The organism is Amycolatopsis dendrobii, assembly GCF_014145675.1.
Taxonomy (GTDB): Bacteria; Actinomycetota; Actinomycetes; order Mycobacteriales; family Pseudonocardiaceae; genus Amycolatopsis; species Amycolatopsis dendrobii.
Genome location: NZ_JACGZW010000009.1, coordinates 461,561 through 487,529 on the forward strand (window position 1 = coordinate 461,561; position 25,969 = coordinate 487,529).

At 69.2% G+C, this 25,969-nt stretch carries 27 protein-coding genes; 14 read left to right on the top strand and 13 right to left on the bottom strand.

Annotated elements, in window-relative coordinates; genetic code table 11:
* The first annotated feature begins 48 nt into the window (after nucleotides 1-48).
* Nucleotides 49-903 (top strand): helix-turn-helix domain-containing protein, encoded by an 855-nt coding sequence (locus H4281_RS27980; RefSeq protein ID WP_093571970.1) that lies wholly within the window; start codon nucleotides 49-51, stop codon nucleotides 901-903.
* On the opposite strand, the gene H4281_RS46330 is transcribed toward H4281_RS27980, so the two are convergent.
* The gene (locus H4281_RS46330; protein ID WP_182893877.1) at nucleotides 863-2,017 is read right to left on the bottom strand and encodes a glycosyltransferase; all 1,155 of its coding nucleotides are present in this window, start codon (nucleotides 2,015-2,017) and stop codon (nucleotides 863-865) included. The genes H4281_RS27980 and H4281_RS46330 overlap by 41 nt on opposite strands.
* Before the next feature lie 119 nt (nucleotides 2,018-2,136).
* On the opposite strand from H4281_RS46330, the gene H4281_RS27990 reads away from it, so the two are divergent.
* Entirely contained in the window at nucleotides 2,137-2,985 is an 849-nt protein-coding gene (locus tag H4281_RS27990) for an SAM-dependent methyltransferase (protein ID WP_182893878.1), read from the top strand.
* Between the two features lie 236 nt (nucleotides 2,986-3,221).
* Here the strand turns inward: H4281_RS27990 and H4281_RS27995 are convergent, their stop codons facing one another.
* Complete coding sequence (locus H4281_RS27995; protein WP_182893879.1) at nucleotides 3,222-3,458, bottom strand: hypothetical protein; 237 nt, start codon at nucleotides 3,456-3,458, stop codon at nucleotides 3,222-3,224.
* Nucleotides 3,459-3,939: 481 nt separating this feature from the next.
* On the opposite strand from H4281_RS27995, the gene H4281_RS28000 reads away from it, so the two are divergent.
* The gene (locus H4281_RS28000; protein ID WP_037712143.1) at nucleotides 3,940-4,200 is read left to right on the top strand and encodes a DUF397 domain-containing protein; all 261 of its coding nucleotides are present in this window, start codon (nucleotides 3,940-3,942) and stop codon (nucleotides 4,198-4,200) included.
* Between the two features lie 169 nt (nucleotides 4,201-4,369).
* Nucleotides 4,370-5,809, top strand: coding sequence for an amidase (locus H4281_RS28005; protein ID WP_182893880.1), 1,440 nt, complete (start codon nucleotides 4,370-4,372; stop codon nucleotides 5,807-5,809).
* On the opposite strand, the gene H4281_RS28010 is transcribed toward H4281_RS28005, so the two are convergent.
* Nucleotides 5,768-6,625, bottom strand: a complete 858-nt coding sequence (locus H4281_RS28010; protein ID WP_182893881.1) for an alpha/beta fold hydrolase — start codon at nucleotides 6,623-6,625, stop codon at nucleotides 5,768-5,770. The genes H4281_RS28005 and H4281_RS28010 overlap by 42 nt on opposite strands.
* Before the next feature lie 54 nt (nucleotides 6,626-6,679).
* On the opposite strand from H4281_RS28010, the gene H4281_RS28015 reads away from it, so the two are divergent.
* Entirely contained in the window at nucleotides 6,680-7,216 is a 537-nt protein-coding gene (locus tag H4281_RS28015) for a CGNR zinc finger domain-containing protein (protein ID WP_182893882.1), read from the top strand.
* Here H4281_RS28015 and H4281_RS28020 read toward each other — a convergent pair.
* The 3 genes from H4281_RS28020 to H4281_RS28030 are packed head-to-tail and all read right to left on the bottom strand — an operon-like array spanning nucleotide 7,192 to nucleotide 9,966.
* A complete protein-coding gene (locus tag H4281_RS28020; RefSeq protein WP_220507878.1) occupies nucleotides 7,192-8,061 on the bottom strand; it encodes an oxygenase MpaB family protein in 870 nt (289 codons plus the stop codon). The two genes, H4281_RS28015 and H4281_RS28020, sit on opposite strands and share 25 nt — an antisense overlap.
* Nucleotides 8,045-8,623 carry a TetR/AcrR family transcriptional regulator gene (locus H4281_RS28025; protein ID WP_067594867.1) on the bottom strand — a complete coding sequence of 193 codons (579 nt, stop codon included), beginning with the start codon at nucleotides 8,621-8,623 and terminating at the stop codon, nucleotides 8,045-8,047. Before H4281_RS28025 ends, H4281_RS28020 begins: the two co-directional genes overlap by 17 nt.
* The gene (locus tag H4281_RS28030) at nucleotides 8,590-9,966 is read right to left on the bottom strand and encodes an amidase (protein ID WP_182893883.1); all 1,377 of its coding nucleotides are present in this window, start codon (nucleotides 9,964-9,966) and stop codon (nucleotides 8,590-8,592) included. Before H4281_RS28030 ends, H4281_RS28025 begins: the two co-directional genes overlap by 34 nt.
* Before the next feature lie 90 nt (nucleotides 9,967-10,056).
* Here H4281_RS28030 and H4281_RS28035 point away from each other — a divergent pair, with 90 nt between their 5' ends.
* Together H4281_RS28035 and H4281_RS28040 are read left to right on the top strand one after the other, a co-directional pair.
* Complete coding sequence (locus H4281_RS28035; RefSeq protein WP_182893884.1) at nucleotides 10,057-10,662, top strand: DinB family protein; 606 nt, start codon at nucleotides 10,057-10,059, stop codon at nucleotides 10,660-10,662.
* A gap of 48 nt (nucleotides 10,663-10,710) precedes the next feature.
* Nucleotides 10,711-11,739 carry a D-cysteine desulfhydrase family protein gene (locus H4281_RS28040; protein ID WP_182893885.1) on the top strand — a complete coding sequence of 343 codons (1,029 nt, stop codon included), beginning with the start codon at nucleotides 10,711-10,713 and terminating at the stop codon, nucleotides 11,737-11,739.
* On the opposite strand, the gene H4281_RS28045 is transcribed toward H4281_RS28040, so the two are convergent.
* Both H4281_RS28045 and H4281_RS28050 read right to left on the bottom strand, forming a co-directional pair.
* The gene (locus tag H4281_RS28045) at nucleotides 11,717-12,400 is read right to left on the bottom strand and encodes a DUF998 domain-containing protein (RefSeq protein ID WP_182893886.1); all 684 of its coding nucleotides are present in this window, start codon (nucleotides 12,398-12,400) and stop codon (nucleotides 11,717-11,719) included. The two genes, H4281_RS28040 and H4281_RS28045, sit on opposite strands and share 23 nt — an antisense overlap.
* A gap of 59 nt (nucleotides 12,401-12,459) precedes the next feature.
* Nucleotides 12,460-13,224: a protein phosphatase 2C domain-containing protein gene (locus tag H4281_RS28050; protein ID WP_182893887.1), complete on the bottom strand. Its 765-nt coding sequence runs from the start codon at nucleotides 13,222-13,224 to the stop codon at nucleotides 12,460-12,462.
* 571 nt (nucleotides 13,225-13,795) lie between these two features.
* Here H4281_RS28050 and H4281_RS28055 point away from each other — a divergent pair.
* Together H4281_RS28055 and H4281_RS28060 are read left to right on the top strand one after the other, a co-directional pair.
* Nucleotides 13,796-14,005: a hypothetical protein gene (locus H4281_RS28055; RefSeq protein WP_009071860.1), complete on the top strand. Its 210-nt coding sequence runs from the start codon at nucleotides 13,796-13,798 to the stop codon at nucleotides 14,003-14,005.
* The gene (locus tag H4281_RS28060) at nucleotides 14,005-14,538 is read left to right on the top strand and encodes a Clp protease N-terminal domain-containing protein (RefSeq protein ID WP_182893888.1); all 534 of its coding nucleotides are present in this window, start codon (nucleotides 14,005-14,007) and stop codon (nucleotides 14,536-14,538) included. The genes H4281_RS28055 and H4281_RS28060 overlap by 1 nt, the downstream gene beginning before the upstream one ends.
* Here H4281_RS28060 and yczE read toward each other — a convergent pair.
* On the bottom strand, nucleotides 14,535-15,176 hold the full coding sequence (gene yczE / locus H4281_RS28065; RefSeq protein ID WP_182893889.1) for a membrane protein YczE: 642 nt from the start codon (nucleotides 15,174-15,176) through the stop codon (nucleotides 14,535-14,537). The genes H4281_RS28060 and yczE overlap by 4 nt on opposite strands.
* 61 nt (nucleotides 15,177-15,237) lie before the next feature.
* On the opposite strand from yczE, the gene yczR reads away from it, so the two are divergent.
* Nucleotides 15,238-16,677: a MocR-like transcription factor YczR gene (yczR, locus tag H4281_RS28070; RefSeq protein WP_182893890.1), complete on the top strand. Its 1,440-nt coding sequence runs from the start codon at nucleotides 15,238-15,240 to the stop codon at nucleotides 16,675-16,677.
* 436 nt (nucleotides 16,678-17,113) lie between these two features.
* On the opposite strand, the gene H4281_RS28075 is transcribed toward yczR, so the two are convergent.
* Both H4281_RS28075 and H4281_RS28080 read right to left on the bottom strand, forming a co-directional pair.
* On the bottom strand, nucleotides 17,114-18,727 hold the full coding sequence (locus H4281_RS28075; RefSeq protein ID WP_182893891.1) for a hypothetical protein: 1,614 nt from the start codon (nucleotides 18,725-18,727) through the stop codon (nucleotides 17,114-17,116).
* A 316-nt stretch (nucleotides 18,728-19,043) separates the two neighbouring features.
* Entirely contained in the window at nucleotides 19,044-20,210 is a 1,167-nt protein-coding gene (locus tag H4281_RS28080) for a pyridoxal phosphate-dependent aminotransferase (protein WP_182893892.1), read from the bottom strand.
* 29 nt (nucleotides 20,211-20,239) lie between these two features.
* Between H4281_RS28080 and H4281_RS28085 the strand changes: the two genes are divergently transcribed.
* A complete protein-coding gene (locus H4281_RS28085; protein WP_182893893.1) occupies nucleotides 20,240-21,538 on the top strand; it encodes a DUF445 domain-containing protein in 1,299 nt (432 codons plus the stop codon).
* Nucleotides 21,539-22,327: 789 nt separating this feature from the next.
* Here H4281_RS28085 and H4281_RS28090 read toward each other — a convergent pair.
* Nucleotides 22,328-22,795 (bottom strand): CGNR zinc finger domain-containing protein, encoded by a 468-nt coding sequence (locus H4281_RS28090; RefSeq protein WP_182893894.1) that lies wholly within the window; start codon nucleotides 22,793-22,795, stop codon nucleotides 22,328-22,330.
* 94 nt (nucleotides 22,796-22,889) lie between these two features.
* Between H4281_RS28090 and H4281_RS28095 the strand changes: the two genes are divergently transcribed.
* Genes H4281_RS28095 through H4281_RS28105 form a run of 3 tightly spaced genes read left to right on the top strand, consistent with a single transcriptional unit; the run spans nucleotide 22,890 to nucleotide 24,300 of the window.
* Nucleotides 22,890-23,258: a VOC family protein gene (locus H4281_RS28095; RefSeq protein ID WP_182893895.1), complete on the top strand. Its 369-nt coding sequence runs from the start codon at nucleotides 22,890-22,892 to the stop codon at nucleotides 23,256-23,258.
* A gap of 33 nt (nucleotides 23,259-23,291) precedes the next feature.
* The gene (locus H4281_RS28100) at nucleotides 23,292-23,657 is read left to right on the top strand and encodes a TFIIB-type zinc ribbon-containing protein (RefSeq protein ID WP_182893896.1); all 366 of its coding nucleotides are present in this window, start codon (nucleotides 23,292-23,294) and stop codon (nucleotides 23,655-23,657) included.
* Between the two features lies 1 nt (nucleotide 23,658).
* Complete coding sequence (locus tag H4281_RS28105; RefSeq protein WP_182893897.1) at nucleotides 23,659-24,300, top strand: AAA family ATPase; 642 nt, start codon at nucleotides 23,659-23,661, stop codon at nucleotides 24,298-24,300.
* Between the two features lie 393 nt (nucleotides 24,301-24,693).
* On the opposite strand, the gene tgmC is transcribed toward H4281_RS28105, so the two are convergent.
* A complete protein-coding gene (tgmC, locus tag H4281_RS28115) occupies nucleotides 24,694-25,833 on the bottom strand; it encodes an ATP-grasp peptide maturase system methyltransferase (protein ID WP_182893898.1) in 1,140 nt (379 codons plus the stop codon).
* Between the last annotated feature and the right edge of the window lie 136 nt (nucleotides 25,834-25,969).

The window sequence follows — 25,969 nt, forward strand, 5'->3', positions numbered from 1 at the left end:
TCCGGCGGAGAGTCCGTCGGCAGTAGTGGTCCAGGAGAGCAAGGGGAGATGGCGAGCACCGTCACCTCGCGCCGCAAGCAGCTCGGCAATGAGCTCAGGCATGCTCGAAACGCCGCGAAGATGACGCAGCAGCAAGTCGCCGAGGTACTCGGCTGCACCCAGGGCAAGGTCAACAAGATCGAGTCCGGTGCGGTGGGGGTCAAGCTCGGAGATGTGCGGACCATGCTGAACGCGTTCGGGATCAACGGCGAAGAAGCCGACACTCTGATGAACCTGGCCCGGGCCGCGGCCGGGCAGCGCGGCCATTGGTCGGGCTACCGGTCGGTGGTGCCGCACTGGTTCCGCACCTTCACCGACCTCGAGCCCGCCGCCGCGGAGATCCTTACCTGGCACGGCGAGCGGGTGCCGGGGCCGCTGCAGTCCGAGCACTACATGCTCAAGCAGTTCACCGAGGCGGGAGCCACCGACGTCACGTCGCTGGTGCGCAACCGGCTCGACCGCAAGGCGGTGTTCGACCAGCAGCAGCCGCCGTACTACCGGTTCATCATCAGCGAGGGCGCGCTGCGCCGCGCGCCCGGCGGTTTCGCGCCCGCGGTGATGCTGGACCAGGTGGAGCACCTGCTCGCGCTCGACCGGCACCCGCGCGTCTACGTGCACGTGCTGCCGTTCGGCGCGAAGCTCGCCGCGGTGCCCAACGACTTCACGATCATGCGGTTCCCGGACCGCACCCGCGACTTCGTCTACATCGAACACTCCGCGGGCGGGCTGTACCTCGACGACGTGAAGGACTTCAACATCTTCGTGGACTCGTGGGACCGGCTGCGCGGCGCTGCCTTGGAGCGGGGCGAGACGCGGCAGTTCCTCAAGGAGCTGGCGGAAAGCTACCGTTCGCAGATGATGTGACCAGTGCTTCGAGCACGGGCACGGTGGCTTCGGCGGCGGGCAGGGCGTTGATCTCCGTCTGTACGCGTCGCGCGGCCTCGCGGTAGCCGGGATCGGCGAGCATCTCCGCGGCGGCTTGGCCGATTTCGTCCGGAGTGGACGTTTCCGGGTCGAGTGCGCGGCCGACGTTCAGCGCGGTGCAGCGCCGGGCGTTGCCGGGCTGGTCGGCGCCCATCGGGAAGAGCAGCGACGGCAGCCCGTGCGAGAGCGCGCCGATCACGCTGCCGGACCCGGCGTGCGAGATCATCAAATCGAGGCGCGGCAACAGTTCGGCCTGCGGGACGAACCGTTCCACCCGGACGTGCGCCGGTTGCGGTCCGAACTCGGCGGGGTCGATCTGGGTGCCGACGGTGGCGGTCACCTCGGCGTCCAACTGGCCCAGCCCGGCGAGGGTGCGCTCGATGAGGTCGCCGGACTCGAGGTTGAAGTTGGTGCCGAGCGTGAAGTACACGCGCGGCTTTCCGGCGGGCTGCCGGGGCGCGACCGGATCTCCTTGGCGGAACGAGAAAGTGCCGGGCGGCAGCGGCGAACTGGGGTCGCGGAAGGACGGCGGGAGCGGCGAAAGCACCTGGCCGCGGGTCAGCATTTCGAGCTCCGGGTCGTCCGGCAGACCGTGCGCGGCGCGGGCCTCAGCGAGCGGTTCGGCGAGGAGTTCCTTGCGCAGCAAAGTTCCCGCAGCGAGCACCAGGACGGTGGCGCACGGCAATCCCAGCGCCTCGGCGGCGATCGCGCCGGAGAAATCCACCTCGTCCCGGACGATCAGGTCCGGCCGCCATTCCCGAGCCAGCTCCAGCAGCACCGGCACGTGTTCGCGCGTCGCGCGGCGGGCGAACAGCTCCCGGATTTCCCAGTCGTCGCGCGCCGGATCGACCGGCGGCATCGGCTGACGCGTCACCTCGGCTTCGCGTGGCTTGTTGACCGCGAAGGTCGCGAATCCGGCTTTGGCGAGCGCGGGCACGTGCGAACCGCCGCCCGCGACGGCTACGGTGTGGCCGCGCGCGGCAAGCGCCCGCGCGACCGGTGCCATCGGATCCCAGTGACCGCGACCGCCGACGAACGAGAAAAGAATGCGCATCCACCGCAACCTAGTGGCCGGATGTACTTCAGTCGTGGCATTTTCGGGCGGTTGCCGGGGGCGGCGGCGCGCGGCCGCGGCGAGTGGGCACACTGGTACCCGCACGGAAGGGGAAGCTGATGACTCAGGCACCGGATCCGGAAGCCCCGGAGGGCGTCGACCTCGATCGGCCGAACGCGGCGCGGATTTACGACTGGTTCCTCGGCGGCACCGCGAACTGGGCGATCGACCGCGAGTTCGGCGAACGGGCGGTCCAGACCTTTCCGATGATCAAGACCATCGCCAGGGCGGGCCGCGAGTTCCTCGGCCGCGGCGTGCGGTACATGGCCGAACAGGGCGTCGACCAGTTCCTCGACATCGGCTCCGGCGTGCCCACGGTCGGCAACGTGCACGAGATCGCCACGTCGGTGAACCCGAACGCGCGCTGTGTCTATGTCGACAACGAGCCGGTGGCCGTCGCGCATTCGCAGATCCTGCTGGAACGCGAGGGCGTCGCCGACCGCCACGCGGTGCTGCAGGGCGACCTGCGCAACCCGGCCGACGTCTGGCCGCGCGCGCTCGACACCGGCGTACTCGACCCGAAGCGCCCGATCGGGCTGATCATGGTCGGAGTGCTGTACTTCATCGGCCGCGACGAGCCTGCGCTGGAGATCGTGCAGAAGTACCTGTCGCTGCTGCCGTCCGGCTCGTACTTCCTGTCCTCGCACCTGACCGACGACGGCGTGCCGACGAACGACGGCGAACGCCGCGACGCGATCCACAAGCAGTACCAGCAGTCGAGCACGCCGTTCCACTACCGCTCGCGCGCGGAGTTCGGCGAGTTCTTCTCCGGGCTGGAACTGGTGGAGCCGGGCATCTCGTGGGTGTCGGACTGGCATCCGGAGGCGGGCGACACGACGGCGGGCGCGCGGATGGCGGACGATCCTTCGTTCAGCGGCGGGATTTGCGCTCTGGGCCGCAAGCCCTGACGCTGCTGTTCCCGCTCGCTTCGCTGTGAGCTGCGGGCGCACGATGCCTTCGCCGGGAACGAAGCCACATCGGGTGCCTCTGTCGCGCCGATGCGGCACCCGATCGTGCGCGGCATGGTCTAGACCGGAGGTAGTGGTCTGGACCTGCGTGCGGCACTGGGTCCCGGATGGTTCCGGATACGAAAACGCTCCCCGGGCAAGGAATTCCGGGGAGCGTGGACGATGCGGGTTTCGGCTCAGCCGAGCCCGTGGAGAATCGGTACTCGTGTCTCGCGACGGTGGCGGGTGGAGTGGACGGTGTCCGCTTGGCGCGGAGCCGGTACTTCGATCTCGGTGTCCACAACCATCGGGCTGCGCAGCGGGGCCTGGATCAGGCTGAACCCGAACCGGTTGCGCAATTCGTGATTGATCCCACGCCGGCCGCGAGTGTGTTCGTCCTCACGGCGGAAAAGCGTGGTGAGCCGGACGGCCATGGGATCACACCCCCAGTTCGGATAACGGGAACCGGCGCGGGTCGGCGCCGGCCGGATCGGGGTGGTTCGTGCTCGGCGGGTCAACGCCGGGCACCAGGGAAACCGCTCCGTTGCGGCGTCTCCGCAGGGTCGTCGCAGCACCTGGACCAGTGCCGATTCCGGCGAGGCTGGCGGAGGGGCTCGCCGGTCCGCCCGGGTCGGCTCGCATCCGCACTCCTCCCGATATCTCGCGGCTGTTCCGCCGCCCGGGCCGGGTGCCCGGGCCGGTGCTGCCGGTGTTGGGCTGAATGTCGCAAGGCATTCACCCACCACTGACGCCCCGATCGCTGCGATTAATCCTACTCCTGGAATAATCTTCATGTCGAGATCGGGTCGAGTTGATCACCCGCTTGGCCCTGCGGTTTGCTCCGTAGTGACGCAAAGAAGCCGGGGACGTGCATCAGAACGCACGCCCTGCACAAGGCTCGGAGGTGGACGACCCATGGCGGATTATCCGTCGCCCCAGGATTACGACCCGGACACGGCTGAGTCGCTGTTCGCGGCCGCAGCCTGGGCGAAGTCGTTCGCGAGCGAGCCCAACGGCGGGAACTGTGTCGAGGTCAACCTCTCCCGTCCCGGCCTGATCGGCGTGCGCGACACGAAGCTCGCCGCGAGCCCGGTGCTGGTGTTCGACCGTGGCGAGTGGGACGCCTTCCTCGTCGCGGTCAAGGCTGGTCAGTTCGACCTGCCGCCGAGCGAGTAGTCCACCACGACGAGGTCTCGACTGAGAGCAATTCGCAAACAGTCACTCGATCGAGTGGTGTGTGGATGGGCTCTGGTCACCGTGGGTGCCGGGCATTGTGGGCTCAATGTCGGTTTGGCGAGGGTCGCCGGCTGAGTAGGTTGAGCGGCCCGACCCCACGGAGCGCGCCATGACCCCACTCCACTACCTCTCGGCCGGCGAAGCACTGCGCCTCTTCCGGACCCGGCAGCTGTCGCCGGTGGAGTTGATGCGCGCGGTCGTGGAGCGGGCGGAGCGGGTCGAGCCGGACGTCAACGCGTTCGCCGAGCAGATGTTCGAGCAGGCGCTGCGGGCAGCGGCCGTCGCGGAGAAGGAGTACGCGTCCGGCGGTCAGCCGAGGCCGCTCGAAGGGCTGCCTGTCGCGGCGAAGGAAGAACAGCCCCTGGCCGGGCATCCCGTCACTGACGGGACCCTCTTGCGCCCGCCCCAGGCGGCGGGGGAGACCGCGATCGGACTCAGCCGGATCCAGGCGGCCGGCGGGATCCTGCACGCTCGCACGACGACGTCCGAGTTCTGCTGCATGCCGCTGTCCCACACGCGGCGCTGGGGAACCACGCGCAATCCGTGGCACCTCGAGACCGCGGCGGGCGGCTCGTCCGGCGGTTCGGGGGCGGCGCTCGCGGCTGGAACTGCCTTCCTCGCCACCGGATCGGACATCGGCGGTTCGCTTCGCGCGCCCGCGTCCTTCACCGGCGTCGTGGGCTTCAAACCGCCGCATGGGCGCAACCCGGTCTTGCCGCCCGCCGGATTGGATACTTATTACCACCATGGCCCGATGGCCCGGACCGTTGCCGATTGCGCGCTCCTGCAGAACGTCATGGCGGGCGAAGATCCCCGTGACCCGCACTCGAGGCTTCCCGCGGCGCGGATTGAGCTGGGCGACGTGCGTGGGCTCCGCGTCGCGTGCTGTCCGATGCCGGGCGATTTCCCGGTGGCCGCGGAAGTCGCCGCCAACACCCGCGCTGTCGCGCACGCGCTGGCGTCTGCCGGTGCGGCGGTGACCGAGATCGAGCTCGACTGGACGCTCGACATGGTCAAACAGGCCTTGTGGGCGCATTTCGGGACGGGTTTGGCCGCCGAGGTCTTGGAGCTGGACCGGCAGAACCCGGGTGTCATTACCCCGTACTGCCAGGCTTTCGCGCGCAAAGGCGTCGAGAACATTGTGGACGCGGAAACCGGCCGCGCCGTCGAAGCGGCGATTCGCGAGCGCCTCGACGCCGTCTTCGAGCGCTTCGACGCACTCATCGTGCCGACCCTCGGTGCGACTGCTTTCGCTGCTGGCGAGGATTACCTTGCCGAGCAGGTCGTGGTCGATGGTGTTGCGCTGGAACACTTCTCGGACGCTTCGCTCACCCCGGCGTTCAACGTCGGCAGTGCACATCCGGTGCTCGCCGTCCCGTCCGGCTGGGCAAGCAATGGCGTGCCGACCGGGGTTCAGGTCGTCGCGGGCAAGTACGACGACGGCACGGCGTTCCGCGTCGGCGCGGCGATCGAGCAGACGGTGGGTGCCGGGTTCGTGCGGATTCCGTTAGCTGGACAGGAATTTCCGCAGATGCGCCACGACTTGTGAGGGTTGTTCCTCGGGGAGGAAGTGTCCGCAGTCTTCGAGGCCGATGCCGGTCACGTTGTCCGCGTAGTCGCGCCAGATGTCGAGCGTGGGAAGGCTGCCGAGCAGTCCGGCCTTGCCCCACATCGCCAGTACTGGCTGGGTGAGGCGCTTCCCGGCGGCGTAGTCGGCGTCGTCTAGTTCGGCGTCGTCCGGAAAGGAAGCGCGGTAGTCGTCGAAGCCGGCTCGGAGCGCGCCGGGTGCTTCGAAGGCGCGCACGTACTCGGCGACGTCCTCGGCGGGCAGCCCGTGGCGTTGGAAGGTCCAGTGCTCGAAGAAGTATCCGAGGTAGGCGGCGATGTTCTGGCCCGCCAGCAGTTCCGGCAGGTCCGGCTGAAGATGGAAAAGCCAGTGCCAGTAGGCCTTCGCGAGGTCTTTGTCGAGGCGACGCCACATCTCCCGGGTCGGCGCGATGTCCAGTACGGCCAGCCGTTCGACCTGGTCCGGACGGTCGAGCGCCCACCGATGCGCGACCCGCCCGCCGCGGTCGTGCCCCGCGACTGCGACCCGGTCGAATCCGAGCTGCTCGGCCAGCTTCGCGATGTCGGCGGCCATCGTGCGCTTGTCGTAGCCGGTGCGGGGCTTGTCGGTGCGCCCGTATCCGCGCAGGTCAGGGGCGATCACGGTGTATGTCTCGGCCAGCGGCCCGGCGACGCGATGCCAGCAGTGCGACGTCTGCGGCCAGCCGTGCAGGAGGAACAGCGGTGGACCGTCACCACCGCGGAGGTAGTGCATGCGCAGGTCGCCTGCTTGGGCCATGGCTTCTTCTAACCGGCTCATGGGGTTAGACGGTAGCGCGCGTTCTCACCGGTTTCAATGGTTAGAATGAGTGGCATGGATTGGGTGTTCGACGCTGGACGGCCGTGTCTGCACCTGGTGAACACGCTGCGCTCCCGGCATCTCCCCGAGGGCATCGAGCTGCTGACGGGCCCGGACGCACTGGCGGAATGGCTTGACCTGGCCGGATTCGGCCGCTTACGGGTGACCGCTGCCCAGTTGGCTGCTGCGAAGGGCCTGCGCGAGGCGGTGAACCGGCTGCTGACCGACAAACCGCTGGCCGCCGACGTCCGGCTGGTCAACGACGCGCTCGCGGCCGCCCCGGCACCGGACCGGCTGCTGGTGAAGGACGGTGTGCTGCGGCGGGAAGTGCCCCCTCCGGCGGACCCGGTAGCGACGGCGTTCGCCGTGCTGGCCGCTGACGCCGTCGACCTCGCTACCGGGGTAGAAGACATCCGCATCTGCTCGGCAGACGACTGTGGCCTGCGGTTTGTCGACACATCGCCTCGGCGGACGCGCCAGTGGTGCTCGATGTCCCGCTGCGGGAACCGGGCGAAGGCCCGAGCGCATTACGAGCGGACGAAGAACCGGTAAGCCCACGGGTGCGCGCGCAGCCACACGTTCAGCTTGCCGACCGATCTCATGAGGACGGTCCGCAGCGGCGGCGGTACCAAGGTGCCGAGAATTCTGGTCACGCGGCAGAATCGGGAAAACTCGCGTGCGTCCTCCTCCGTCCATTGCAGACCGAGTAGGGCGCGCAGCTCTGGTGGCAGTGTCGCGCGGATCAGGAACATCTGTGCGCTTGAGTATCCTTTTTGGAGTCTCGACCACCGCCGATCGGACATGCGGGAGAACGGTTTACGCACCGTGTCGATGGTCTCGAACAGCGTGCTGATCGTCTCGTTCGGACCGAACCCGGCGATCGTCTCCCGGTAGTACCGCTCGAAATCCGGCCAGGTCGGCGGCAGATCGCGCTCGCGCACACCGAGGATCCGGCCGATGCCGCACATCTGCGCGTAGTACTCGTCAAGCTCCGAAGCAGACAGTGGGCGGCCGAAGAACCGTTGTGCGTCAACGGGAGCCATTACCAGCGTCGCGTGCACCCACGCGTACGCGCCGGGATCGAGCGCGCTGTATCGACGGCCATCGGCGGTGCCGGTGAATGAGCGGTGCAGGTTCCGCAACCGTTCGGCCTCGACTTGAGCGCCCTTTGTCCCGCCGTAAACGTAAATCGACAGCGAAGCGACGGTGCGCATCAACCGGGTCCACGGGTCTTCGCGGTAGTCCGAATGATCCCGCACCCCGGCCGCGACGATCGGATGCGCGACCTGCAGTACGAGCACTTGTCCCGCGAGCAGCGCGTCGCGGAAGTCGCCGAAATAGCGCCAAGCCGCGGTACCGCGGACGACCGGCGGGGCCACGTCAGCCTCGCGCACCATGCAACAGCATCATCAACGGTTCGGCGGCCGGAACGTCCGTGCCAGTCGCGAGCCGACGCAACTGCAGCCCGGCGATCAGCGCGACCACCGGACCGGCCACCCGTTCCGGATCCGGCAGGCCGAGTGCGGTGAGGATCGTGATGGCCAATTCGTCATACGCGGCAAAGCATTTCGCGGACGCTTCGTGCAATCCGGGGTCGCGCGCGGCTTGCAGGTACAGCTCGTGCGGCGCGAGTTCGTCCGTGCCGAACGGCAGCTGCTTGATCACGTGCTCCACGACGGTCGCCGCTTGTTCGAGGCTCAAGCCCTGTTCCCGGTACGCCTCGACGATCCCCGCCAGTTTCGCCGTTTCCTCCTCGGCGAACAGCAGCATCGCCTCGCGCAGCAGTTCGGTCTGGCTCGGGAAGTGATAAGTCAGTGTGCCGAGCGAAACCCCGGCCGCGGCGACGATGCGCCGGTTGGTGAGCCCGCCGACGCCCTGTTCGCCGACCACTTTCAGGGTCGCGCGAAGGATCGCGTCGCGAGTGGTCACCACCCCGGCTCGGGACGTCGGTCCGGCCATCGCAGCTCCTCTTCCAGTTGCGCGGCAACGGAAATCAGCCGCTCCTCGGAATGCGACGGGCCGAGCAGCTGGGCGCCGAGCGGCAACCCGTCCGCGGTCAGCCCGGCGGGCACGTTCACCCCGGGCCAGCCCAGCACGTTCCACGGCCAAGCGTACGGGCACGCGGCGATCATCGACTGGTCGGTCTGCCAGCCGGAAAGCCCGTCGAAGGAACCGATCGGGGGCGGCGGGGTGGCAGTGGTCGGCGTGAGCAGGACGTCGATGTCGCCGAACATCCCGCCGATCCGGCGGCGCAGCACGGGTTCGAGCGCGCGGGCGAGTTTCAGCGCGGGCCCGGCGAGCAGGCCGCCTTGCTGGGCGTTGCTGCGAGTGCGCGGATCGAGCGCGGACGGCTCCGGCACGCGCCGGGCCCAATCCCGCACGCCGGTGAGCGAGCGGGGCAGGAAGGTGAGGCCGATCAGGCCGTATCCAGGTTCGACCGGAACGATTTCATGCCCCAGCCCGGCGAGCGTCTCGGCGGTTTCCCGCACCGCCGACTCGACGACTGGGTCGAGCCTGGTTTTGGTGGCGGTGAAGGGAATCCGGGTGGAAAGGCCGATCCGCAGCCGTCCTGGTTCGCGTTGGGCGGCGGCCTGGAACGAGGTGCCGGCGCCCGCGGTGACGTCGAGCAGGGTCGCCGCGTCGGCGACAGTCCGGGCGAGCGGGCCGAGCACGGTGAGGCCGTGGAAGAGTTCGCTGCCGGTCGGGATCCGGCCGCGCTGGGTTTTGATGCCCACCAGCCCGGTCCACGCAGCCGGGATGCGCACCGAACCCGCGCCGTCCGACCCGAGCGCGGCGGCCACGATCCCGGCCGCCACCGCCGCGGCGGATCCGCCGGACGACCCGCCCGGCGTGTGCCCGGGCTGCCACGGGTTGCGCGTCGCGCCGAAGGCGGTTCCCTCGGTGAACGGCCATTGGCCCAGCTCAGGCGTGTTGGTTTTGCCGATGATGACCGCGCCGGCCTGCTTGAGCTTCGCGACCGCGGGCGCGTCCTCCGTCGCCGCCGGGAACTCGCCGGGGCAGCCGAACGCGGTGGGCAGGCCGACGATGTCCACGTCGTCCTTGATCGCGACTGGCACCCCGAGCAATGGCGCGCGATCACCGTCGGCGCGGCGCTGATCAGCGTCGGCGGCCTCGGCGAGCGCGGCTTCGTCGCGCAGCACACGGAACGCGTTGAGCACGGGCTGGCTCGCGTGCGCCCGCTTGAGCGCGAGTTCGGTCAGCTCCACGGCCGTGATTTCGCCTGCTTCGAGCGCGGCGGCCTGGGCGGCAAGGGGCGTGAACTCTGTCGTCGCGGAAGGCATCAGCGGCTCCCCGTCCTCTCGTTCGCTCGAACGAACGTAGCATGGCGCGAGCCGGGAAAGCACCCCTGACCTCGGCCGCGAAGTTCGGGCATGCTCGTAGTCGTGATCGATGACTTCGCGAAGGAGTACCTGCACAGCGACCTGAAAGAGGTCCGGCAGACGATGCTCCGCAAACTCGACGGATTGTCCGAGTACGCGATTCGCCGCCCGCTGACCTCGACCGGAACCAACCTGCTCGGCCTGGTCAAGCACCTGGCGGTCGCCGAGGCCCGGTACTTCGGCGAGGTTTTCGGACGTCCGTGTCCCGAGCCGGTTCCGCGGTGGGACGACCTCGAACAGCGCGGCCGCGACCTGTGGGCGACCGAGTACGAAAGCCGCGAGGAGATCACCAGCCGCTACCAGCGCGTCTGCGAACACTCCGACGCGACCATCGCCGCTCTCGCCATCGACTCGCCCGGCCACGTGCCGTGGTGGCCGCGGCCGGACGTGCTGTTGTTCAACGTCCTCGTCCACCTGCTGACCGAGACCAGCCGGCACGCCGGGCACGCCGACATCCTGCGCGAGCAGCTGGACGGCACGGTCGAGATGGACGCGGATGCCATGGCCAAAATCGGTCGGGACGCGGCGTTCTGGCAGGCCCGGCGAGCCGAAATCGAACGGGCAGCCAAGGCCGCGGACCCGGCCACGGCTGGATAAAGCCACCTAAACTGCACGTCACCAGCCCGGCCAGCGCACGGAGGATCGATGACGTTCGACTTCGCCCGGTTCCCCGCCTTCGACGCCTTTCCGCGCGCCGGTCTCCACCACGGACCGACGCCGCTGGTCCCGGCTCCGCGGCTCGGCGAAGCGCTCGGCATCCCCCGGCTGCTGCTCAAGCGCGACGACGTCCATCCGCTCGGCGTCGGCGGCAACAAGCTGCGCAAACTCGACTTCCACCTCGGCGCGGCGCTCGCCGACGGCGTCGACACGGTGATCACCTTCGGTGCGCTGCAGACCAACCACGGCCGGCAGACCGCCGCGGCGTGCGCCCGGCTTGGCTTGCGCTGCGAACTGGTGCTGATCGCTGAGGTGCCGCGCTCCGGCGACGCGTACGAGCGGTCCGGCAACGTCCCGCTCGACCTGCTCTTCGGCGCGCGGGTGCACATCTGCGCGTCCGACGCGGAAGCAGCCGCGACGTACGAACGGCTGCTCGCCGAAGCAGCGGACGAGGGCCGGAGCGTTAGGACGGTCCCAGTCGGTGGGTCCGACCCGCTCGGCGTTCTTGGCTATGTGGATGCCACTCGCGAGCTGGCTGTCCAGCTGGTGGAGCTGGGCCTGGACCAGGCCCGGATCGTCGGCCCGCACGCCAGCGGGGCAACGGCGGCCGGACTGGCACTCGGTACGGAGTCGCTCGGTTCGCTCGACCTGGACATCGCCTGCGTCAGCCACCCGCTGAACGAGGCTGTGGACAACTTGTCCCAGCTCACCGCCGGGGCCGCGGAGTTGCTTGGGATCGAACCACCGAAGCTGGAGCACGTGTGGCTCAACGACACGACGATCGGCGAGGGCTACGGCATCCCGGCGTCGGGGACCTGGGAAGCGATCCGGTTGTTCGGCCGCACGGAAGGCGTGGTGCTCGACCCGGTCTACACCGGAAAAGCCGCCGCCGCCCTGGTGGAATGGGCGGCGGCGGGCCGGTATTCGCCCGAGGAGACCGTCGTGTTCCTGCACACCGGCGGGCTGCCCGGATTATTCGGTTACGCGCCCGAATTCATGGCCGAGGCGCGGAAGTAACGAGCACCGCGGCACGAGCGGTTTCGGTCCGCACCGCGATCCGGAGCAGGACCAGCAACAGGGCGACATTCGCGATCAGCGTGAGCCGCTGCGTCGCGCCCACCGGCAGCACCTCGGTGAGCACATGGAACGGCTGCACCCCGGCTTCGTCGAGGCGGACGAACAGGAAACTCACCGCGAACAGCCCGACCGCGGCGAGCCCGAACTTCAGCCAGCGCACCACGAACACGCGCTCCGCCGTGCCGCGCAACGGTTCCAGCATCGTGATCGCCGCGCCGGGCAGGCTCGCGAACGCGATCAGGCACGAGTACAGGTGGATGTCGCCGCTGAGCGGATTCGGGCTTTGCGGGTAACTGGCCGGAAAAACCGCGGCGACCGCCAACCCGAGCGCCCACAGCATGAGCAAAGCCTTGGTGCTGAACGTCATCGGCACGCCGCCGGCGATCAGCGCGCCGAGCACCGCGAGCGATCCGACGGCCACCGACAGCACGCTCGCCCCGAGCATGCCCTCCCCGCGGTCGGTGATCGTGTAGCTCGAAAGCGTGTCGTAGATCGGGTCGTGCGAGCTGATGATGTGCAGCACCGTGATCGTGAACAGCCCCCAGGCGATCGCAGCGAGCGCGGTCAGGCGCCATCCCCGGACGCCTCGTGAGTACCCCATGTAGCCAGATTGGCCGCTCCGCGGCGTTTCGTGATCAGGGAAAACCCCTGATTCAGCCCCTACCCCGCGAAGTCGGCGAGGACGAGCACCTGGTCGTCGTGCCGTTTGGCGCGCGGCCAGCGGACGGCGTGCGGGTCGTCGTTCTCCGCGGCGCGCACTGCGTCCAGTACTGCTTCGGGGCCTTTGTTTTTGGCTAGCTGCAGGACTTCCGGCCAGGTGAAGATGCCGTACTCGTCGACTCCGATCGCGACGCCGTCGGTAGCGATGAGGACGGCGTTGACGTCCTTGCGGGGCCAGCTGCGGCGGACTGCTTTGCGGGCCGCGGAGGGGTCGGCTTCGGCTACCCAGAAGCCGTCTTCGGCGTTGCGCCGGCGGCGGACGTCCTTGCCGGTTTGCAGGAGGCCGTTGTTGCGCAGGGAGATCAGGCGGTCATCGGACACTACGTCGGCGCCGAAGTGTCCAAAAGCGACGATGGGGCTGTCGGCCAGGACCAGTGCTTCGATTTCCTGGTCGCTCCAGCGGAGGATGGAGACGGTGCTGGAGGGGGAGTTTCCTGGCGTTAGGGCGTTGTTTTTGGCTACTGCGGCGATCGCGGTCGCCAGGGCGTCGCTGAGGTCTTGGTGGGGGGCTGTGCGTAGTTCTTGGGCCAGTTGGTCGCGGAGGAGGTGGGCGTACCAGCCGCCCGGGGGGAGGTCCGGGCTCGGGGAGGTGGCTCCGTCGAGGACCAGGATGGCTTGGTCCAGGAGGGCGACGTGGTCTTCGGTAGGGCGGGGGTGGCCGTCGGAACCGACTCCGGCTCGCTCGGCGGTCGAGATCTCGGGCACTTGGTGACTGTAGCTCGGGTTGTGTTGGGCGGGGGCTCGTCGCCTGGCGGCGACATCGGCCCGATCTTGGGTTGCGTGGGGCACCCCGAAGTTTGATTGTGCTGACGGGCGGCGGGTGCTTGTCAAGGCGGGAAAGATGCCTTGACAAGCACCCGCCGCCCGCAGGGAGGCTTCGTATCGGGGTTGGGGGAAGGGCTGGGTGCCTCGTTGGTTGGGTGCACCGGCGCGGTTCGCGGTGGCTGGGGCTTGCGCCCCAATGTGGCGTTGGGTGCGTGGGATGCACCCAATGTGGCGTTCGGTGCGTGGGATGCACCCAATGTGGCGTTGGGTGCGTGGGATGCACCCAATGTGGCGTTCGGTGCGTGGGATGCACCCAATGTGGCGTTCGGTGCGTGGAACGCACCCAATGTGGCATTGGGGGGGGGCATCCCGGCAGTGGGCGGAGGAGGGCGTGAGGGGAATCCTGAGGGAAGGGTGGCCCTCGCGCACGCGAAAGCAGTGAAGGGGCCACTCGAGGACTGGGGTGTCAACTCGGGTTGACAGGGGCGGCATGTCAACCTAGATTGACATCATGACGGAAGCGACGGATTTGGCCGCTCGCGCCGGTGACCGGGATCCCCGGGTGGGGCTTCGGGCGGTGGCGGCGCTAAGGCGGTTGCTTGAGCAGTTGGAGGCGGTGCAGGTGCGCAGTGCGCGGATGCACGGCTGGTCTTGGCAGGACATCGCGGCCGAGTTGGGGGTCAGCCGGCAGGCCGTCCACAAGAAGTACGGGAGGCATTGATGTTCGAGAAGTTCACCCATGACGCCCGGAGAGCGGTGGTCGAGGCGCAGGCCGCGGCGCATGAGGCGGGGGCTCGCGAGATTTCCGCGCAGGCGGTTTTCGCTGGGCTGGCGCGGATCGAGAACGGCGAGGCCGTGCGGTTGCTGCGGAACCTCGGGGTGTCGCGCGAGGACGTCTTCGCTGAGCTTGCCCGGGTGCGCCGACGCGGCGGGATCAGCGACGCCGATGCCGAAGCGCTCACTGAGTTCGGCATCGATGTTGATCAGATTGTCGAACGGGTCGAGCAGACGCATGGGCCGGGCGCGCTCGCTCAGGCGAGCCGGCCCACGCGGCGGAATCACTTGCCGTTCACCGAGGACGCGAAGAACGCGTTGCAGGCAAGCGTGCGGGAGGCGCATGAGCTTGGCGACAAACACCTGGGACAGGAGCATTTGCTGCTCGCGCTCGTGAAGCAGCGCGGTCCGGTCGCTGATTTCCTCGCGGCGCGCGGGATCGACTATCCGGCGGTCCGGCAGGCCGTCGGCAAGCGCTAATGCTGTTCTTGCTCGTACGCCCGGGTGCGCCAAGTGACCAGGGGGAGCAGGGCCTGGGTCAGCGGGCCGATGCTGAGGGCGTACAGCACGGTTCCGACGCCGACCGCGCCGCCGAGCAGCCAGCCCGCGGCCAGGACGAGTACCTCGATGCCGGTCCGGACCAGGCGGACGGACCAGCCGGTCCGGGCGTGCAGGCCGGTCATCAGGCCGTCGCGGGGGCCGGGGCCGAGGCGGGTGCCGACGTACACCGCGGTCGCGACGGCGTTCAGGACTACGCCGCCCACCAGCATCAGGATCTGCCACACGAGCACGTGCTGGTCGGGTAGCACGGCGCGCACGGCGTCGACCGCCACTGCGATCACCGCGATGTTCGCGACGGTGCCGATGCCGGGGCGCTGCCGCAGCGGGATCCACAGCAGCAGGACGAACACCGCCACGACGGCGCTGATCGTGCCGAATGTCAGCCCGGTGATCTTGGTCAGGCCGTCGTTCAGCACGTCCCACGGGTCGAGGCCGAGGCGGGCGCGGGTGAGCATGGCCATGCTCGCGCCGTAGAGCGCGAGGCCGGCGAGCAACTGGACGCCCCGGCGCGCAGGGGCTCGGCGAAGGCTGAGGGGACTGAGGTCGGTAACTGCCACTTCTCCACTATTGGCGCCAACTGGCCTGGTATGCCATGGCCAATGCGCGATAATTGGCCTTATGGAACCTCTGGGCGGCCGCATCTCGGGACGGCGATTGGCCATATTGCTAGGCGAATGGCGGCAGCGTGGCTCCCGGCAGGGTGCGACCGACCTCGCCGCGGCGGTCGAGTTGCACGTGCTCGACGGGCAGTTGCCGATCGGCACCCGGCTGCCCGCCGAGCGCGAACTCGCCGACGCGCTCGGCGTCAGCCGCACGCTGATCGGGGCGGCGCTCGACCGGCTCCGCGCGGACGGTCTCGTCGCCAGCCGTCGCGGAGCCGGGTCGTGGGTGGCTGGCGTGGGCAACCGCGACGAGGCCGAGGCGGTTCGCGACGACCTCCTCGACCTCGCGCGGGCCGCGCCGCCCGCTGTGCCTGGGCTGATGGCCGCGTTCGACACCGCACGGCGTGATCTGGTCGAGTACGTCAGCGGAAACGGCTACCTCACCGGCGGACTTCCTCGGCTGCGCGAGCGGATCGCCGAGCGCTACACCGCGCGTGGCCTGCCGACGTCGCCGGACCAGGTGCTGGTGACCTCCGGCGCGTACTCCGCGTTCGTGCTCTGCCTGCGGATGCTGAGCGGGCCCGGCGACCGGGTCCTGCTTGAGCAGCCGACGTATCCGAACGCCATCGACGCCGTCCGCGCGACGCATGCGTTGCCGGTGCCGGTCGCGCTCGACCCGGTGCACGGCTGGGACTTGCCGGGGATCGAGGCCGCGCTGCGCCAGGCCGCGCCGCGGTTCGGGTACCTCGTGGTGGACTTCCAGAATCCGACCGGCTTGCGCCTCGACGCGGCGGGCAGGGAACGGCTCGGCGGACTGCTCGCCCGGTCGCGGACGCCGGTGGTGGTCGACGAATCGTTGGTGGAACTGGACTACGAGGGCGATCCGGTGGACGGTCCGCCGCCGCTGGCCGCGTTCGGCGGGGATCTGGTGCTGAGCGTCGGATCGGCGGCGAAATCGCAGTGGGGCGGGTTGCGGCTGGGCTGGATCCGGGCGTCGACCGATCTGCTGGACCGGCTGCAGTCGTCGCGGTTCGCGGTCGACCTCGGCGCGCCGGTGTTCGACCAGCTCGTGCTGGCGGCGCTGCTCGAACCGGAGGGCTACCAGGTGCTCGCCCGGCGCCGGGCGGAATTCCGGGAGCAGCGGGACATCACGGTCGCGGCACTGCGCAAGTACTGTCCAGAGTGGACATTCCAGGTGCCGTCCGGCGGACTGTCGCTGTGGTGCCGGCTGCCGGAACCGATGAGCACCCGGCTGGCGGTGTCGGCGGCGAACCACGGGGTGCAAATCGCGCCGGGGTCGCGGTTCGGGGTGCACGGCGGGTTGGAACGCTGGCTGCGGCTGCCGTTCGGGCTGCCGCGCGAGCAGTTGCCGGAAGCGGTGCGGCGCGTAAGCGCGGCGGCGGCCTCGGTGCGCGGCTGCGCGGACGTGCCGGCGGAACGGATTTCGGTGACCTAGCGCGGTTTTCTCTCGGAAAAAGTGAACAGCCGGTGCACCGGATGGGATCCAGCCACTCCAGGGAGGGTGGCGGTCACCTGTCCGGCGCACCGGCCGATCGTCCGAGGCGCTTCCCGGCACAGCCCCTCGAAGTGCCGGGAAGCGCCCTCGGTTCAGGCGAGCTTCGGTTGGCGCAGGCTTTCGCTCGGCGCGGTGAGCGAAAGCCTCCGGAGCACGCCCGTGGTGGGTCCCGGCGCCGCGGGGGCAGCGCGGCGCCGGGACCAGGACCCGATCCGGCCGGGCGCGGTCGGCCGGTCGGGAAGTGCGGTCATGGTTCAGCCCCTGGATCGAAGTGGCACTAGTGCGAAGGGGTGAGCCCGGCGCAGCGAACGGGCGCGCGCGATCAAGAAGTTGATCTTGAGTGGACGGAGCTCTCCCCGGGTAACCGGTCGAGCGGTCAGTCCGGGGAGGTGGTCGGCAGGGCGGCGTCCCTGCCGGCGCCGTCGACCTCGTGGTCGCGGCTGACGCCGATGAGCTTGAGCTGAGTGACGGTGTCGCCGTCGCCGGACAGCGCGAACAGCTGGCGCAGACCGCCGTGCCCGTCGTGTCCCGGTGAGACAGTCGACGCGGGCGCGGCAGGAGCGGCCGGAGCCGCGGGAAGGCCTTCGCCGCCGCCGCTGCTGCCGCCTCCGGCCTGGCTGCGTTCCTCGACCGGCGACGCGGGCAGGGTCTCCTGCTTGGCGGCGGGCTGCGCGGTGAGGACGCGGGCGGGCGCGGCGGCGTGTGCGACGGGCGCCTGCTTGCTGACCTTCACGACAACCGGCGCTTCAGGCTCTTTCGCCAGCTTGGTCGCCGGGACGGATGCGCTGACCGAGCCGCTGGCGACCGGTGCGGGTTCGACCGGGTGGACCGGCGGCTCGACGACCCGGACCGGCGCGGTGTCGATCACCGTGTCGACCGAGGTGACTGTGGTGTGCAGGGTCGTGCCGACGGTGTCGTCAACGGTTCCGAGGATGCCGTCGAGGAGCCCTGGCTGGCCGGATTCGGGGCTGCCGAGGAGCCCGCCCAGGAGGCCCGGGCCGGAATCGCGGCCGGAACCGCCGAGAAGACCGCCGAGGAGACCTTGGCGAGGCTCGCTGCTGGGAGTGGTGCTGTCGGACGAATCCTGGCTGGGCGCGCTGCTGATGCTGCTGAGCAAACCGGACTGGGGCTCGGGATTGGTGCTGTTGGGCGAATCCTGGCTGGGCGCGTTGCCGACGCTGCTGAGCAGTCCAGGCTCGCGTTCGGGATTGCTGTTGGGCGAGCCTTGGCTGGGTGCGTTGCTCGTGCCGCTGAGCAGGCCGGGCTGGGATTCGGGATTGGTGCTGCTGGGCGAACTTTGACCGGGCTCGCCGCCCGTGCTGCCGACCAGGCCAGGCTGCGTGGTCGCTGCGGGCGCGGGGTCGCTCGCCGGTGCGTGGTGCTTCGCTTTGCCCGGGACTTTTGCCTTGGCGGGCTTGGTGATCTTGGTCGCGGGCCGCGTCACCGCGATGCTGGTGTGGTGGCCCGGGTCGTTTCCGGGCACCGTGGCCGGACGGAAGCTCACGTCCGGCCGGTAGTCGTCGGCGGAGACCTGGAACCGGTGGAGCGCGGCGCGCTTCGCGCTGGTCGCCGCTCCGGGCATGGCCCAGGTGAGGGTGCCGGACGTGGCCGTTCCGGCGTATCGGTGCTCCGGGTCGGTGTCGTGCGCCGAAGCGGCGGGGCGGTCGGCGTGGTCGTCCGTCGCCGCGTTCGCCTGCGACAACGCGGCCCCGAGCAGCCATCCGGCCAGGGTGAGCCCGCCCGCGACGGCGATCCGGGCGGCCGGCCGGGCGATTGGAGCCGCCCAGGCGCGCGGCCGCCGGCGCGCGCCCGCGCGCGCGAAAGAGGAGTTCCGCTCGGCGCGGTTCGCGGCGCGGTCGGCCATTCCGAGTAGCGCGGAACCCGCGGTCCCGAGTGGACTGGAGCCGGACGTCACGGGATGTGCGAGGCCGCGCGGATTCGCCATGCCGGTCACGCCACCACCACCGTCCGCGCCTGAAGCTCGTGCCACCGCACGAGACTGATCTTGCTGGGGCTGTCTTCCGGCCAGGTCGCAGGTCCCCCGGGGCTGCCCTCTTTCTAGCACCGGACGCGAGTGTTTCATCTCTCCCGCGCTCGATCCACCCCGTAAGGCGGAACGTCCGCACCGGCTCTGGTGTCCGATCCGCCCTAGTCGATCACCCTGCGTCGCTTCAACCGGGGCAGATGCGGCCATCCGGGCGGCCCGTCCGCGGCGCGAATTCGGGCGTTGACCCGATGTTTCGGCCACCGCGACACTCTCGGTATCTCCATTCCCGCAGGGACAAACCGGGATCGGACGGCAGTCGTCAGACGAGTTTCCGCAGGCGTTCGACAGCTTCGTCGATCACCTCGTTGCGCTTGCAGAACGCGAACCTCAGCAAATGTTTCCACTCGTCCGGGTGATCCGTGAACACCTTGACGGGTACCGCGGCGACTCCGGCGCGTTCCGGCAACGTCCAAGCGAGCTCGGCGGCGTCCTCGAAACCGAGCGGACGAACGTCAGCCGTCACGAAGTACGTCCCCGCGCTCGGCCGAACTGCGAATCCCGCATCGGCGAGACCGGCGGAAAGCCGATCTCGCTTCTCTTGCAGGCTCACGCGCAGGTTTTCGACCCACTCAAGCTCGTTGTCGAGCGCGTACGCGACGGCCGGCTGCAGCGGTCCGCCGGAGACGAACGTGATGAACTGCTTCGCCGCCTTCACCGCGGCCACCAGCTCCGGCGTCGAGCAGATCCAGCCGATCTTCCAGCCGGTGCAGTTGAAGGTTTTGCCCGCGCTCGAAATCGCGACGGTCCGCTCGCGCATCCCGGGGAACGACGCGAGCGGCAGGTGCTCGGCACCGTCGAAGACGAGGTGTTCGTAGACCTCGTCGGTGACCGCGATGAGGTCGTGCTCGACGCACAGCCGCGCGACTTCCTCCAGTTGCCCGCGCGAAAACACCGTGCCCGTGGGGTTGTGCGGCGAATTCAGCAGCACCGCGCGGGTTTTCGGGTTGATCGCGTCGCGGAGGGCGTCGAGGTCGAGTTCGAGCTGTCCGTTCCCGGTTTCGACCAGCCCGATGACGCGTCGCCGCGCGCCCGCCATCGCGACCGCGGCGGCGTAGGAGTCGTAGTACGGCTCGACCACGATCACCTCGTCGCCAGCCTCGGTCAGCGCGATCAGCGACGCCGCGATGGCCTCGGTCGCACCCGCGGTGACCAGGATCTCCGTGTCCGGGTCGTAGCTGGCTCCATACCGCTGGCGGTGCCTGCCGATCGCGGCGCGCAGCTCCGGACGGCCCGGTCCCGGCGGGTACTGGTTGTCGCCGCCGAACAGCGAATTCTTCGCCGTTTCGAGCATTCCGGCGGGCCCGTCGGTGTCCGGGAAGCCCTGGCCGAGGTTGACCGCGTCGTGCCGGACGGCGAGCGCGGTCATCTCCGCGAAGACCGTCGAGGTGAACGGGCGGAGGCGGGGGACGAGAGCTGGTTCACGCACGAGAACGCATCCTCACGGACAATGGCGGGGTGGAGCAACTCACCCCTGCCAAGGTCACGCCCTCGGATCCGCCCGGCGGCACCGCCGGCGAAGAGGCGAAACGGCGCGGCCTGCGCAAGATGAAGCTGGTCGCGCTGTCCTTCCTGCTCGGCGCGACGATCGTGTTCCTGCTGACGAGTTGGGCGGAGTCGGCGGGCTGGGCGGGCTGGGTCGGCTACGTGCGCGCCGCGGCCGAGGCGGGCATGGTCGGCGCGCTCGCGGACTGGTTCGCGGTGACGGCGCTGTTCCGGCATCCGCTCGGGCTGCGGATCCCGCACACCGCGATCATCCCGAACAAGAAGGACGCGCTCGGCAACAGCCTCGGCGAGTTCGTCGGGTCGAACTTCCTGTCGCCGGACGTCATCCGCGACAAGCTCCGCCGCGTCGAGGTCGCGAGCAGGCTCGGCGCCTGGCTCTCGCAGCGCGACAACGCGGAGCGCGTGACGTCGGAGCTGGCGACCGTCGTACGCGGCGCGGTCACGGTGCTTCGCGACGAGGACGTGCAGGCGATCATGGAGCAGGCCGTGGTCAAGCGCGTGATCGACAAGCCGTGGGGCCCGCCGCTCGGCAAGATCCTGGCGGGCGTTTTCGAGGACGGCGCGCACCACAAGCTGGTGGATCTGATGTGCGACCGGGCTTACGAGTGGGTCCGGGACAACCACCAGACGATGCTGCGCGTGGTCTCGGACCGCGCGCCGAGCTGGTCGCCGAAGTTCGTCGACGAAATGCTGGCGGACAAGGTGTACGGCGAGGTCCTGACGTTCGCGTGGGCGGTCAAGACCGACGTCAACCACCCGATGCGCCTGGCGCTGGACAAGTTCCTCGGCGAGTTCGCGCAAGACCTGCAGACCGATCCGAAGACCATGGAGCGGGCCGAGCAGGTCAAGGGCCAGATCGTGAACCACGGCGAAGTGCAGAAGCTGATCGGCAGCGCGTGGGCGACGGCCAAGGAGATGCTGCTGAACGCCGCGGAGGACCCGTCGAGCGAACTGCGCCAACGCGTCCGCGGCGGACTGGAATCGCTTGGCAAACGCCTGGTGGACGACCCGTCGATGACCTCGAAGGTAGACGGCTGGGTCGAGGGCGCGGCGGTCTACCTGGTGACCCACTACTCCCGCGAGATCACCACGATCATCACGGACACGGTGGAGCGATGGGACGCCGAGGAGACGTCGCGGAAGATCGAACTGCAGGTCGGGCGGGATCTGCAGTTCATCCGGATCAACGGGACCGTGGTGGGTGCGCTGGCTGGGCTGGTGATTTACGCGGTGGCGCAGTTGCTGTTCTGAGGGGTTTGGCCTGTCGCGGGGCCGGGTGTGTGAGGGCGGCCGGGGTTGCGAAGGTCGTCCGGGGCGGGGATTCGCCTGATTGCGGCCGGTGGTTGCCGTTGGTGGTTGGTTGAGCTGGCCCGACCGGCGCCGGTTCGGGATGGCGCATGCCACTCGTGCTTGGGTGCGCTGGCCGTCGGGGCTCGGGATTAAGTAGTTGCCGGTTGGCAGCGTTGGCCCGGCCGGTGAGGTTCCGGGCGGCTTGTTGTCGCTCGGCCATTGGCTGAGCTGGTCCAGCCGGTGCGACTCGGGATGGCGCGGCTGGCTGAACTGGCCCAGTTGGCGCGGTTCGGAATGGCGTGGTCGCCGGGGCCGGCTGTGCTGGTCCGGTCGGCGCGGTTCGGAATGGCCACCGGACCCGGACTGGCAGCCGAGTCGGGATTTCGCTGTGGTTAAGCGGAATTCTCCAGTAGGGCCGGGCCCGGTTGCTGGCCCGTGACCACCGCCGAACCTTGACCGCGACTACCGCAGGACGCGGCTCGAACGCGCTGGTATCCCGGCGCCTCTGCCGCCGCGCCGACCGTGGTTTCCCCGGCATCGACCGGCTGCGGCGGGTGGTCGGCCGTATGCGCGCCGTCCTATACCACAGCCGCGGGGTGCTCAAACCAGTTGTCCACAGGAAGCTGAGTTATCCCCGGGGTTATCCACAGGAATTCACGGTGATGGCCTAATCGCTGTCCACAACTTGTGGGGATCCGGGGCATCTGCACGTGCACATGTGGTGTGTGTGGACAAGTTGTCCACAGGGGGTCAGTTGTGCACAGCCGCCGTGCGGGCGCGCCAGGAGCGGGCCTTTTCGCGGTTTCCGCAGACGCGCATCGAGCACCAGGTGCGGGAGCGGTTGCGGGATTCGTCGAAAAAGGCCCACAGGCAGTCGTCGGCGGGGCAGATCTTCAAGCGGACCCAGTCGCCCCGGATGGCGAGGCGGGTGGCCGCGGCGAGGGTCGCGGCGACGGCGTCCGGGGCGAGCAACGTCGGGCCGGATTCGGTGAGGGCGAAGCGGAGCGGGACGTCCAGCGTGGTCGCGGGCAGCCGCGGATCGCCGACGGCGGCGCGCAGGCTGTTCCTTACGACGCGGGCTTCGGCGGGATCGTTCGGTGACACGTCGTGGTCCGCGGCCCACTGCCGCCAGAGCTCCGGATCGTCCAGCAGGTCGTCGCCCCGTTCGATGTCGACGGTGTTGAGAAAGGCGACCACCAGGGAAGCGTCGGTGTGCACCTGCCCAGTGTACGGGCGATATCGGTTGCGACCTGGCTCCCTAACCGACATAATCGCTTTACTGGTTATGCGACGAGGAGAGGATGGGCAAAACATGGGTGCGATTCCGACTTTCGGCGGCGTTGCGTTCGACTGTCCGGACCCAGGGGCACTCGCCGGCTTCTATCGCTCCCTTCTTGAGTGGGACGAACCCGAGATCGCTCCGGACAACCACTGGGCCACGCTCGTCGACCCGCGCGGCGGCGTCCGGCTCGAATTCCAGCGGGTGGCGGGTTACCGCGCGCCCGAATGGCCGTCGCAGGACACGCCGCAGCAGGCGCATCTCGACCTTGACGTCCCCGATCTCGAGGCCGCTCACCAGCGCATTCTCGGGCTGGGCGCGAAGTTGCTCGACGATTCGCCGGAGACCTTCCGCGTGTACGCCGATCCGGCCGGCCACCCGTTCTGCCTCTGCGCCTGCTGACACGGCGCGCCGAATCCGCGTAGGGTCGGCGGGGTGATTTGTCCGAAGTGTCAGAACATGATGCGCACGGTCGACAAGAACGGCGTCCACATCGAGCAGTGCGACGGCTGCCGCGGAATCTTCCTCGACCGCGGCGAGCTGGAGCAGATCGCCGGTGCGGAGAGCGCTTTCTACCGGCAGCAGCCACCGCCGTACGGCCGGCCAGATTCGCCGCGCCCTTACCAAGGCGGGTACTCGGATTCGCCCCGGCCGTATCGGGGAGGGCATTCGGATTCGCCGCGCCCGTACCGAGGCGGGCACGCGGACTCGCCGCGGCCGTACCGCGATGGCTACGGGGATTCGCCGCGGCCGTACGGCGGACGCCGCAAGCGCAGCTTCCTCGAGAACCTCTTCGACTGAGTTGTCCACCGATCCGGTAGCGCTCGACCTGCGGATTTGTCCGGCCTGTGGCGACCGTGCGAGTTGTCCACAGGCCGACGGGAACCTCTTGTGGTGCGCGGAGTGCGGACACCGGTGGCCGTTTCGGCGGCTGCCGTTGTTCGCGTTGACCGGGCCGAGCGCGGGCGGCAAATCGACGGTCGGGCCGAAGCTGGCGCAGCGGTTGGCAGGAGAGGCCGTTGTGCTGGAGCAGGACGTGCTGTGGACCGGCGCGTTGCGCGACGACGTCCCGGGGAATCCGGCGTTCCGCGGGGCTTGGCTGCGGATGGCGGCGATGTTGCACCAGAACGGACGGCCGGTCGTGCTGTGCGGGACGGTCGCGCCGCAGGAGCTGGAACCGTTGCCAGAGCGCGTTTTCTTCTCGGGGGTGCACTACCTGGCGCTGGTCGCGGACAACGAGACCCTCCGGCGGCGATTGCGCGCCCGGCCGGCGTGGCGGGAATGGGACGAGCCGCGGATCGAGGAGATGCTCGAGTTCAACCTGTGGATACGTGGGCAGGTCGAGTGCATCGACACGACGGAGGCTCCGCTCGACGATGTCGTGACCGCGGTAGAGAAGTGGGTTCGGGCCAGAATTGGGTCGGACCCAGGAATCGGTGTGTGAGCTGGGTTCGACCCAGCGAACCTTCACGATTCTTCCGCGCGGAGCCGTTCGTCGTAATGCCGCTGGGATTCGCCAAGCGGGGTAAGGGAGTACTCGACTCCGGCAGGAGACGTCGGCAGCACTCGCCGCACGATCTGCTGACGAACTCGAAGAAGTGGTCGATCGGCTGGCGCGCAACATCGCCGCGTTGCCGGTAGGAGTGATCGCCGCGGTGAAACAAGCTGTCGTTCCGGATGATCTGGCCACGGGATTTCAGCGGGAACACGACGCTTGGGCGGGACAGTTCACGCGTCCCGCCGCGGAAGCGCTGATTCGCGGTGGATTGGCGCGGGGCGCGCAAACGCGGGCAGGCGAACGTGATCTGGAGGGCTGCTTCGCGAGCTGGCGGGTTGATCAGCCGCACGGCCAGCGATTCTCGGATTGTGGCTCGTCCAACCAGAAGGTCTGTTCGTCGCTGGTGACCGTGAGACCGAAGCGCGACCGGCTGGGACGTCCGAGCGATTCCCAGCGACGGTGCGCGTCCTCGGCGATATCCCATAACGCGCGCGGACCTCCTTGCGCTACCTCGAAACCGGATTCCGTGCGACGGGTGCGGGCCCAGGAACCGTCCTGATGGGACAGTGCGAAGGCGCCGCTCGGGTCGACGTGCACGGGGCGCACCTCCGGTAGCTCCAGCGACGCGAAGAACTCGAAATGTCGTTGTGGTTTAAGCACATCTGTCATCGACAGTTCCGTTGACCGCCATTGCGCATCAGTAGCGGGCGGCACGTCGGCGAGTGGTGGCAGGCGATGCGCGCGCAGGGGCATGAAGCGGCCGTCGCGGGCCAGGACCTGGCCCTCGGCGGTCGCGCCTTCGCCTGCGGTGAGGCGGACGAGCCCGCCGCCGAGCGGGCGGTTGAGGGTGGTGACGATGTGCCCGCCAGGGAGTGTTTGATCAAGCCAGGCAAGGGGAATGCGGGAGACCGATGCGGTGCACAGGACCCGGTCGAAGAGCACTCCGGCCGGGAAGCCGAGTGCGCCGTCGCCGGTAGCGCACGCGGGGGCGTAGCCGCAGGAGGCGAGGCGTTCCTGCGCGGCGGCCGCGATGGCCGGATCGATATCCACTGTGGACACTTGGCCGGAACCGCAGCGGTGGCACAGCAAACCCGCGTTGTAGCCGGTTCCGGTGCCGATCTCCAGTACTCGATCACCGTCGCGGACCAGGAGTTCTTCCAGCATGATCGCCATGATCGCGGGCATGCTGGACGAACTGGTCGGCACTCCGGGGACCGGACCGCGGGCGCGGGCGCGGTCCCAGAGCGACGGGTCGTCGTCGAGCTGGGTGACCAGGACGTCGCGTGAATAGACGCGGTCCAGCCAGTCCGGATCGCCGCGGTCGACCGCCGCCCAGCCGTTGCCCGATGGCACGAAAAAGCGCGGCAGGAACGCGTGCCGGGGGACGGTCGCGAAGGCGTCGATCCAGGCCTCGTCGTGCAGCACGTCCTCTTCGACGAGGTGCCGGACCAGGCGTCGACGCAACCGTTGTGCCCGCATAAGCCCAGGGTAACGGGGTGAGCGGAACCACACCCGATGGTTGCAAGCAGGGTGCTTGCAATAGCTAGCACGCGAGCGTACTGTCGAGTAGGTCGCGAGGAGGTGACCGGATGACAGAACCCGGCGGAGCACAGCG